The organism is Burkholderia sp. LFS061 (genome assembly GCF_047978125.1).
GTDB classification, from domain to species: Bacteria; Pseudomonadota; Gammaproteobacteria; order Burkholderiales; family Burkholderiaceae; genus Burkholderia; species Burkholderia pyrrocinia_C.
Window position 1 is genome coordinate 1 of record NZ_JBFPFS010000193.1, and the last position, 223, is coordinate 223.

Consider the following 223-nt stretch of genomic DNA (forward strand, 5'->3'; position numbering starts at 1 on the left):
CGAAGACGCAACCAGGCCACCAACGTCAACCGATGCCCCCTGCCCGAACACAACTCCATTTGGGTTCACGATAAATATCCGGCCGTTGGCTTGCAGCGTCCCGAGAATCCGCGTCGGATCAGGACTTGCCACTTGATTGAGCGTCGCAGAGTTCGCCCCTTGCCGCTGGTCGAATCTGACCAGCTCCCCAGGGGCGATATTGAAATTGTCCCAGTTGATCACC

General features: G+C 57.8%; 1 protein-coding gene. It reads right to left on the bottom strand.

Features of this window, described 5'->3' with window-relative positions:
* A partial coding sequence (locus ACNQQL_RS36315) for a filamentous hemagglutinin N-terminal domain-containing protein (protein ID WP_347069768.1) occupies positions 1–223 on the bottom strand: 223 nt, incomplete at both ends.